The sequence below is a fragment of the Streptococcus sp. GMD6S genome (assembly GCF_000297015.1).
This window is the reverse complement of record NZ_AJRH01000051.1, coordinates 1-9,439: the sequence shown is the minus strand read 5'-3', so window position 1 is coordinate 9,439 and position 9,439 is coordinate 1. Positions and strand designations below refer to the sequence as shown.

General features: G+C 36.4%; 9 protein-coding genes and 1 pseudogene. All 10 read right to left on the bottom strand.

Annotation, left to right across the window (positions count from 1 at the left end; translation table 11 throughout):
• Window positions 1-27: 27 nt before the first annotated feature.
• Complete coding sequence (gene tilS, locus GMD6S_RS07330) at window positions 28-1,305, bottom strand: tRNA lysidine(34) synthetase TilS (RefSeq protein ID WP_001205570.1); 1,278 nt, start codon at window positions 1,303-1,305, stop codon at window positions 28-30.
• Complete coding sequence (locus tag GMD6S_RS07325; RefSeq protein ID WP_001224817.1) at window positions 1,302-2,570, bottom strand: serine hydrolase; 1,269 nt, start codon at window positions 2,568-2,570, stop codon at window positions 1,302-1,304. The genes tilS and GMD6S_RS07325 overlap by 4 nt, the downstream gene beginning before the upstream one ends.
• Window positions 2,563-2,685 (bottom strand): SP_0009 family protein, encoded by a 123-nt coding sequence (locus GMD6S_RS13075; RefSeq protein WP_000429344.1) that lies wholly within the window; start codon window positions 2,683-2,685, stop codon window positions 2,563-2,565. Before GMD6S_RS13075 ends, GMD6S_RS07325 begins: the two co-directional genes overlap by 8 nt.
• Before the next feature lie 4 nt (window positions 2,686-2,689).
• Window positions 2,690-3,058: a septum formation initiator family protein gene (locus GMD6S_RS07315; protein WP_000041922.1), complete on the bottom strand. Its 369-nt coding sequence runs from the start codon at window positions 3,056-3,058 to the stop codon at window positions 2,690-2,692.
• Window positions 3,051-3,317 carry an RNA-binding S4 domain-containing protein gene (locus GMD6S_RS07310; RefSeq protein WP_001234972.1) on the bottom strand — a complete coding sequence of 89 codons (267 nt, stop codon included), beginning with the start codon at window positions 3,315-3,317 and terminating at the stop codon, window positions 3,051-3,053. Before GMD6S_RS07310 ends, GMD6S_RS07315 begins: the two co-directional genes overlap by 8 nt.
• Window positions 3,318-3,374: 57 nt before the next feature.
• Complete coding sequence (gene mfd, locus GMD6S_RS07305; protein WP_000258061.1) at window positions 3,375-6,878, bottom strand: transcription-repair coupling factor; 3,504 nt, start codon at window positions 6,876-6,878, stop codon at window positions 3,375-3,377.
• Window positions 6,879-7,448 carry an aminoacyl-tRNA hydrolase gene (pth, locus tag GMD6S_RS07300; protein WP_000163918.1) on the bottom strand — a complete coding sequence of 190 codons (570 nt, stop codon included), beginning with the start codon at window positions 7,446-7,448 and terminating at the stop codon, window positions 6,879-6,881.
• A 73-nt stretch (window positions 7,449-7,521) separates the two neighbouring features.
• A complete protein-coding gene (ychF, locus tag GMD6S_RS07295; protein WP_001218695.1) occupies window positions 7,522-8,637 on the bottom strand; it encodes a redox-regulated ATPase YchF in 1,116 nt (371 codons plus the stop codon).
• An 84-nt stretch (window positions 8,638-8,721) separates the two neighbouring features.
• Window positions 8,722-8,916, bottom strand: a complete 195-nt coding sequence (locus tag GMD6S_RS07290; RefSeq protein ID WP_000285184.1) for a DUF951 domain-containing protein — start codon at window positions 8,914-8,916, stop codon at window positions 8,722-8,724.
• Between the two features lie 64 nt (window positions 8,917-8,980).
• Window positions 8,981-9,439: pseudogene (locus tag GMD6S_RS07285) on the bottom strand (DNA polymerase III subunit beta); the annotation flags it as partial.

Sequence of the window (9,439 nt, the reverse complement as noted above, 5' to 3'; positions counted from 1 at the left end):
TTTTTAATATCGTGTTCTAACATCTTTTTACCTATCTATTTTTTCTATATAAATCACAGTGTTCATTATATCATTTTTCGTGTTTTTACTCAAATCACTGGTCGCAATTCCTGAAATTGAGACAATTTCTCCAAATTGCTCAATAATAGGGGTTGTTTTTCGTTTTTCAATAGGGATTTTTAAATCTATAAATAAGCGTCTCAGTTTCTTTCGATGACCATTCAGGATAATAACATCGCCAGGTTTTCGACATCTAATATGTACAGATGTTTCCCGTGAAACCGTTACTTTTTGAACAAAATCCCCTTCAATAGGGATGCCAAAGGAAAATAAATAGCCCTTATATCGAACTTGATTTTGATAGTGTAACACAAGTTCATCTTCCTTTTCATCGGCCTGAGGACTGATTTTACAAACTCGAAAATTCTGATACTCTTTTATCAATTCGTAGCCATTTTTAAGAGAATGACGATACTGGCTTTTCGTTGTTAAAATCTGTCGAACTTCATCAAACTGAGCCTTCGTCAGATTTAAGTCTGGAAATTGATTAAGATAGTTTTGGAGCAAGATTCCTTGAGTTTGTTGAGAGTATGAAAATAGCTCATTCAAATCTTCCACATCAATTTGTTTCGAAAGCTCCGTTATTGTTGCTTGGTAATCTGAAATTTCCCTTCCTAAATCTAAAAGGGCGGATTTAAGACGAGGATTTTCTTTTTCAAGCTCTGGTAAATACCTATTTCGAATGCGATTGCGAAAATAGGTATTTTCCTGATTTGTTTGATCTTCAAAATGAACAATTGGTGGAAAATCCTTTTTATGAAAATGCAACAAGGGACGAATGATTTCAATTCCATCAACTACTTGTCTTTCTTTTATTCCTGTTAAATAACGGAGCCGACTTCCTCGAATCAAGCGCATCAAAATCGTTTCAACTTGATCATCTGCATGGTGGGCAGTAACCAAGGCAGTCGCTCCAATCTCTTTCATGATTTTCCTAAAAAAATCATAACGAAACTCTCGAGCACGCGCTTCTGAAAAGTCTCCTAAGAAGCTTGTGATATAAATAGGAAGTTCAGCTGCATCAGCTAACTTCCTTAGTTCATTTTCCTCCCAGTCAGATTCCCTTCTCTGCTTGTGATTGACATGTGCTAAAATCAACTCAATTTCTAACTCATTTTGATAAGTAGACAATAGCTGGAATAAAAACATTGAGTCCAGTCCGCCAGACAAAGCTAATACGACTTTAGAATGTTTTTTGAAATACTCTTTTCGGAGAAAATGATTTAAAAAATCCTGGTCCCTCATTTTAGAACCTCATAGACATCCTTAGCTATCTTAGCAATAGTATCATAATCAGAATTTTTGGTGAAAATGGAAAGAACGAAAGGAGAATCCGTATAAACAATGGCAGTGTCATGTTTAAACTCATCGGCATCTCCAATTTTATGAGCTACCTTAACCGAAACACCTTTTGCGATTCTTTGGTTGTCAAAATCAGTCTTACCTAGAGACTCTAGGACAAAACCATTCTGATTATAAATAGCTTCCATGACTTTTCCAGCCATTTTTGAAGAAGTCAGTTTATCATTCACATCCCAATCTTCGCCCATAATGGTGGACATTTTTTCTTTAAAAGCCCCGTCAGATTGATTGGTCACGTAATAACCTAAAATATTATGAGCAACATTATCAGACTCTTTTGTTACCTTGGTAATTAACTGTTGAAGACTGTATTCTTTGTTATCTTCTTTTTTAGGTAAGCTACCACTACCTTCTGGTTTATAGGACCCAGGGAAACTATTTACTTCTGGGATATACTTGAAGCTACTGTCTAGCGTATATTCCCCTTGATTTATCTTATCTTGAGCGTAATAAAGGTAGGCTAGTTTCAAGATGCTAGCTGCATAAAGTTTGCTGTCTTCATTCACCCCAGCCTCTTTAGCTGTACTCAGTTGTTTAACATAAATAGAATAATTTTCATTCTGATAGTTGTTTGATAAAACTTCTTGAACCTTCTGGATGCGATTGTCTTCTTCTGAGGTGAACTCTTTTGATACCCACCCAACTTGATTGATATGAAGAAATTCTTGTCCCTCAGCAAAGAGAGCTCTATCCACCGTTACGCGTTGATAGGGAGAGAGGGTTGAAGAAATTTCTTTCGCATCATAGGGACTGTTATAGATAACAAACCCCTGCTCCAACCATACTTGTCTATTTTGAGTTTGAACTTGACTTTGATCATAGACCAACCGCTTATCTGCAAGGATAAACTGGTGATTATCTAATTTAAAAACAGGAACACCTTGTCTATTCAAACGCCATTCTACTATTTTAAAGGTGGTTCCAGGAGTCAATTTACCAGACTCCTTGACAAGATCCTCATTAGCATAGACAGCTGTTTCTCCATATACCATTGGGGATTCCAGAGTTTCTTTATAGTAGAATCCATAATCAGACTCGGTTAGATAATAAATTTCTTGTGAAGAGTAAGGAAGCTGTTTTTCTGTGCTAACTACTCTTGAGGTTATGATAAAAGCAGGTAGCAATAAAACTACTAAGAACTTACGCATTCTTCTCTTCCCTTTCTTCTTGTAATCGTAATAAATGGTTTTTAGTTGCCAATTCCTCTAATTTTTCATCTGATAAACTTAGAAATTGCTCAACAACTTCCAATAAATTTTCCATGACATTACCTCGGAAGCAAATCAGGAATTGTGTAAATTGCTTCTCGTTTCTTTGAGTAATAGTACTTGGCGCGTGCATACTTTGCTACATAGTCTTCATCTTTCAACTTTGCAGCAAAGGCGGATTCCTTATCCTTTTCATCACTAAGAGTTTGGTACTGCTCTTTCAACTCTGTTAATTGCTGACGTCGTTGCAGTAACTGATCATAGCTTTGGGCCAAGTTATAAGTTGGTAAAATAAACAACAAGATCATCAAAATAAGGACCCAACCCATAAAACGATTTCGTTTTTGTCTCTCCTTCATCAGGTAACGACGACGTTGATGTTCATTTTGAATAAAAGAATTATTCATCTGTACAATATTTTTAGACATTTTCTTCTACCCGTGTTTCACTGAGAATTTCATACATACCTGCTGCATCTTCTTTTTTTGTACTATCTTTCATATCTAGTACTTTAACAAGCAACAACTTATTTCCAAAGCGAATTTCAACTTGGTCATCAACTTTCAAATCCGTTGAACTTTTGGCCAAGATTCCGTTCACCTTGATTCTACCTTTATCTGCTACTTCTTTTGCGACTGTGCGGCGCTTAATAATTCGTGATACTTTTAAATATTTGTCTAATCTCATTTTTATTACCTCAAATTATTATTGTACCATTTTTATCCTTTTTATAGAAGAAAAATGTTAAATGGGATTTGCTTCCTTTGATTCTTTTATCTCTAATAAACTTTCTCCAAAAATCAGCAAACCTTCTAAAATTTCATAATCCTTCTTGTTTCGGACATCAAATATAACTTCCATTAATCCTTTATTCTCAGCTATGGATGCTTTTAAGTTCGTTGCGGATAAGGCTTTAAAATAATCTTGAGCCAAGAATAGTCGTTGAGTGACTTTTTCAAATTGAACTGTAATCTTATTTTCTTTTCTTTCCACACGTTCTACAAATACCTTGTCAAAATATGACTTGACCAAACCAATCTCTAAAAGATAGGCCACTACGTCTGGGTATTCTCCAAAGCGATCCATCAATTCTTCTTGTAGTTCTTCATAGTTGACACGATTGTCAATTTGACGAATTTTCTTGTAAATTTCAATCTTATGTCGTTGGTCAGAAATATAAGTGTCAGGAAGATAGGCGTCAATTTGTAAAATCAACTCAGCATTTCCTTTGCTTCTTTTATTCCCATTGCCGTTCCGTTTAGCAATAGCTTCCTCTAGTAACTGCGAATACAATTCAAAACCAACAGAATCAATGAAACCAGACTGGGACTTTCCTAGGAGATTTCCTGCTCCCCGAATCGAAAGATCTCGCATCGCAATCTTAAATCCTGAGCCTAATTCTGTAAATCCCTTAATCGCTTCTAATCTCTTCTCAGAGACTTCACTGATTGATTTTTCTGGACGATACATGAGATAGGCATAAGCAATACGATTGCTACGACCGACTCTTCCTCTTAATTGATACAAGGTTGACAAGCCCATGTGGTCTGCATTTTCAATAAATAAGGTATTGGCATTTGGAATATCTACCCCTGTCTCAATAATAGTAGTCGTCACCAAAATATCATACTGACCTTCAATAAAGTCAAGTAGAGTATTTTCTAACTGAATTTCACTCATTTGTCCATGAACATACCCAATCGAAGCCTCTGGAATCAACTCCTGTAATTCTGAAACCTTCTGGTCAATCGTGTCAACTTTATTGTAAAGATAGTAAACTTGACCTCCACGCTCCATTTCACGCAAGACAGCATCACGAATGACACTATCATTCTTCTCTAATACATAGGTTTGAACAGGATAGCGATTGGTTGGAGGAGTTTCAATAACAGACAAATCTCGAATTCCCAGCATAGACATGTGGAGAGTACGAGGGATTGGCGTTGCTGTCAAGGTTAGAACATCTACTTGTTTTTTCAGTTCTTTCAAAGTTTCCTTATGCTTAACACCGAATCGTTGTTCCTCATCAATAATCATCAATCCCAAATCTGAAAACACAACATCTTTTGACAAAACACGATGCGTTCCAATCAAAATATCGACTTGACCATTCTTTAGTTTTTCAAGTGTTTCTGCCTGCTCTTTTTTACTTCTAAAGCGACTCAACACATCAATATTAACAGCAAAATTTTGGAATCGTTCCTTAAAATTCGTATAGTGCTGTTGCGCTAAAACCGTCGTCGGAACTAGAACAACCACCTGTTTGTGATCATTGACAGCCTTAAATGCTGCACGCATTGCAACCTCAGTTTTCCCAAAACCAACATCCCCAACCAGAAGTCGATCCATGGGATGAGAATCCTGCATATCCCTCTTAATTTCCTCAATACTACGAAGTTGATCATCCGTTTCAACATAAGGGAAGGCATCATCAAAAGCATGTTGCTCATCATCATCAGCCGAGAAAGCAAATCCCTTCAACTGACTACGCTCAGAATAAAGCTTAATTAAATCGTCAGCTATATCCTCTACCTGGTTCTTAACTTTTTGCTTGGCCTTTTTGAAATGACCATCATTTAATTTATTAAGTTTTGGAGCTTTTCCATCACTTGAAACATATTTTGACAGTAACTGAATCTGCTCTACTGGGATGGAGATTTGATCCCCATTTTGATATTGAACACTGACATAATCACGGTGAATCCCTTTGATTTCAATTGTTTCAATTCCTAGATATTGACCAATTCCATGGATATGGTGAACAACGTAGTCCCCTTTTTCAAGTTCATTATAATCTTTCAATCGCTCCGCATTTGACACATGTTGTCTTCTAAAACGACGTTTTAATTTCTTTTGAAAAATCTCATGTTCAGTAATCAAGAGAATTTTTTCATCTACAAAGTGAAAACCATGTCTTAGATTACCCTCAATCAAGTTTACAGATTCTTTACAGATACTTGACTTATCTCTGGAATCCAATTTGATCTGATATTCCTCTAAAACATCTTCCAACGTCTTACTTCCCATTGAATTGCTAGACTGCAAAATAATAGTGTAGTTCATTTTTTTGTATCGCTCAATTTCTTCTTTTAAAAATGAAAATTGATTGAAAAACTCTTGCATGGGGTATTGATTAAATTGATAAATGTGATCAAACTTAAGATTTCCTAAGCCCTTTTGCAGATTGGAGAAAAAGGTAACTGGACTTTGTTTTTTATAGGTTTGCTCTGTATCTGCAAAATACTGCATCCCAGAAAATGATTTACCATTCTGTAAATCTTCTGTAAAGTATTGTGCTAATTCTCTTTCAAAGGATTCATACTGATTCATCAATTTTTGATAGTCATCAAAGAATACTGGTGTATCTTTTTCAATATAATCAAATACAGTCCATGTTTCATCGTAACATAAGGACAAAAACTTTCGACTATCTGAATGTACTTGTTTTTGATGAAAACTTGACAAAATCTCTTCCAAATATGATTTTAAAATTGGTGATAGAGTCTTTGAAATTTGCTTTTCTAAAGCTGACTGTCCTCGTTGATAATCTTTTTCTCTCAAAAGTATGTCGCTAGCTGGAAAGATAGTGAGGTTGGTCTGATTTTCTTTCGATAATTGTGTTTCGACTTCAAAAGTACGAATACCATCTACTTCATCGCCAAAAAACTCGATTCGGAAAGGTTCTAACTGAGACATCTCAAAAATATCTAAAATATCTCCTCGAATACTAAACTCACCTTGTGTCCGTACTTGAGTAACTTTTCGATAGCCAATTTCCTTTAACTGGTGAAGTAGCTCGTGTTGGTCATATTCTTCGCCAACTGCAATTTTTATAGTACTTTCTTTAAATCTAGTCGGAGAGGGTAAAATTAACCGACTCGCTGCGATATTACAAACTAAAATCCCTTTCTTAGACGGATCACTCAAAAAACGCAAGGCCTCAACCCGCGAAATGATTTTTTCTTGCGAAGACATCAAAAACTCTACCATAGGAGAGTCATCAACCAAAAATGGATAGACAAGTTCCTCTCCTAAGAGAGAAAGAAGATCACTGATAATTCGTTCTGCTTCTCCATAAGTTGAAGTCAGTAACACAATCTTATTTTCTTTTTCTAGACTGCTTGCAATTGCAATAGCCTTGGTAGACGTTGATAAACCAAGTATTAGTTGTCTTTTCTTATCTATCAGATTTTGATGCCATTTTTTTATCTGGTCATTTTCTGAGAATAAATCTAATAAAGTCACCATTTAGCCGTTATACCTCTGCATTGTTTTCTCAAAGTTTTTCTCTTGTAAATAGTAGTTTACAGCATCGTCAACCTTGTCAATGGACTGTAAAATACCCACATAGTCATCCTGATCAAACTTACTTAAAACATGATGAACAACGGACATGCCTTTTTTAGGTCTTCCAATACCTATTTTAACACGGTTAAATATCTGAGTACCTATATGTTGAATAATAGACTTGATACCATTATGACCACCAGCTGACCCCTTTGCTCTTAAACGAATTTTCCCAACTTCCATGTCAAGATCGTCGTAAATAACGAGTAAATCTTCAATATCCAAACCATAGTAAGTCAATAAAGCATGAACCGCTTTTCCACTTTCATTCATAAATGTTGTTGGTTTGACGAGATAAATTTTTTCTCCATTGAAGAAAAAAGAAGCTAGGTCAGCTTGAAATATCTTGTCATGTGTAAAGGTGACATTTTGTTTTTTGGCCAATTGGTCAATCAACATAAATCCAACGTTGTGCTTGGTTTCAAAATATTTATCCCCTGGATTTCCCAATCCTACAAGTAATTTGGTCATTTATTTTTCCTTTCAAAAGCCAAAAGGGTTGGAATTTTTTTCCAACCTAATTGACACTATTTATTAAATATTATTAAACGTTAAAGCGGAATTCCATGATATCGCCATCTTGAACGATATATTCTTTTCCTTCTTCACGCAAGCGCCCAGCTTCTTTTACAGCCTTTTCAGATCCATATTTCACTAGATCCTCATATGACATTGTTACTGCACGAATAAACCCTTTTTCAAAGTCTGAGTGGATAATACCAGCTGCTTGAGGAGCTTTCATCCCTCGCTTAAAGGTCCAAGCACGGACTTCTTTTTCACCAGCTGTGAAGTAAGTTCCAAGCCCAAGCAAGTGATAGGCTGCACGAGTCAACTTGTCAACGCCTGATTCTGTCAAGCCAAGTGCTTCAAGAAACTCTTGCTTATCCTCATCGTCTAACTCAGAAATTTCTTCCTCAGCACGCGCGGAAATAACGACTACTTCAGCATTTTCTGTCGCTGCAAATTCACGAATTTTCTTCACATATTCGATAGAATCTGGGTCTCCAACAACATCCTCATCCACATTAGCAACATAAAGAACTGGTTTAGTGGTCAAAAGGAAGAGACCTTTGACAACCTTTTGTTCTTCATCTGTAAATTCGATGGTGCGAGCTGATTTTCCATCCTCAAGGACTGGTTTAATCTTTTGAAGAACATTAAATTCTGCTACTGATTCTTTATCTTTTTGCGTACGTGCCATCTTTTCTACACGCGCATAGCGTTTATTAACTGATTCTAAGTCAGCAAGAATCAATTCTAGGTTAATGGTATCAATATCTGCAAGTGGATCCACAAAGGCGTCTTCACGTCCTTGCTCGCGCATCACATTTTCATCATCAAAAGCACGAACTACGTGAACAATCGCGTCTACTTCACGGATATTGGCCAAGAATTTATTACCTAGACCTTCTCCTTTTGAAGCTCCTTTTACAATCCCTGCAATATCTGTAAACTCAAAGGTTGTTGGAACTGTCTTTTTAGGAGTAATCATTTCCGTTAGTTTTTGTAGGCGTTCATCTGGAACTTCCACCATCCCAACGTTTGGATCAATAGTCGCAAATGGGTAGTTTGCCGCCTCTGCTCCTGCTTTTGTAATTGCATTAAAAAGGGTTGATTTACCAACGTTTGGCAAACCAACGATACCTGCTGTTAAAGCCATAGTTTCTCATTCTCCGTTCTCATTTCAATCCCTAACATTATAACACAAAAAGGGAAAACTTGCTAACCCTCTAACTAAGGGTTCTTAGTCAATAATCTTATTCATTTTTCGTTCAAAATCATAGCGACTCATCATGACAAGGTGGTCACAATTGCTACACTTTATTTTAATATCTGCCCCTACACGTGTAATTTCCCAACGATTAGCCTTTTTGCCTGTTGACTTGATGGTACAAGCGTGTGGTTTTTTCATCTCAACAAAATTTCCAACTTGATACATACTACTCTCCTTTTCTTTTTTGATTATATCATAAAAGAGGCGAGCCAGGCTCAACCTCTTTCACTTAATTTGTTCGAACTGGTGTGATAAGCTGCATGAAATCTTCGTCAGTATCTGCTGGCACAAGAGTAAATGGACGAACTGATGAGATAAAGCTAATAGTCACCTTTTCACTATTTAAAGCCTTGAGGGAATCAATCAAGTAAGTTGGGTTAAAACTAATAGTTAAATCATCCCCGGTCACCTGCTCCGTATCGATTTCTTCGTTTACTTTACCAACCTCTGGAGAGTGAACATGGGCGCTAACAACTCCACCTTTAATTTCAAGCTTCACAGTACCATTTTGAGTCGCACTTGATAAGAGACGTGCACGCTCCATAGATTGACGCAAATTAACCACATCAAAAGTAATTGTAGTGTTAAAGTCTGTTGGAATCAAGCGATCTGTATCAGGATAATTACCTTCTAGGAGACGAGTGTAGAAGCTAATATTTTCGCTTCTAAAGAGGATTTGATTATTTGC